The 262-nt window shown below is 46.2% G+C and carries 1 protein-coding gene; it reads left to right on the forward strand.

Annotation, left to right across the window (positions count from 1 at the left end; all coding sequences use genetic code 11):
* Positions 1 to 67: 67 nt before the first annotated feature.
* On the forward strand, positions 68 to 262 hold a 195-nt coding region (locus ACCD00_RS30865; protein ID WP_413428951.1), incomplete at its 3' end, for a hypothetical protein.

A 262-nucleotide genomic window follows, 5' to 3' on the forward strand; every position in this document is an offset into this window, starting at 1 on the left:
GTCCCAGAAGGTCATAAGTTCCCGGATATCATTTTCTTCGGAACTTGATATCAAGGAGAATATGAACATGCCCAACAATTTCCCCGGTTCCTCGTCCTGCGTCATGAACACCAACGTCGAGCATATGAAGATGAAGTACGGCATCTCTCATATGATTGCCGCTTTCCCCTACGAAGTGATTGGATTGAGCAACGGGATTTATCCGCTCGGCAATGACAAATTTGAAGGAAAGATGGTTCTTCAAGGCCAAACCTTCCCATGG

This window comes from Pseudomonas sp. Pseusp3 (assembly GCF_047304225.1).
In the GTDB taxonomy this organism is placed as follows: Bacteria; Pseudomonadota; Gammaproteobacteria; order Pseudomonadales; family Pseudomonadaceae; genus Aquipseudomonas; species Aquipseudomonas fluorescens_CD.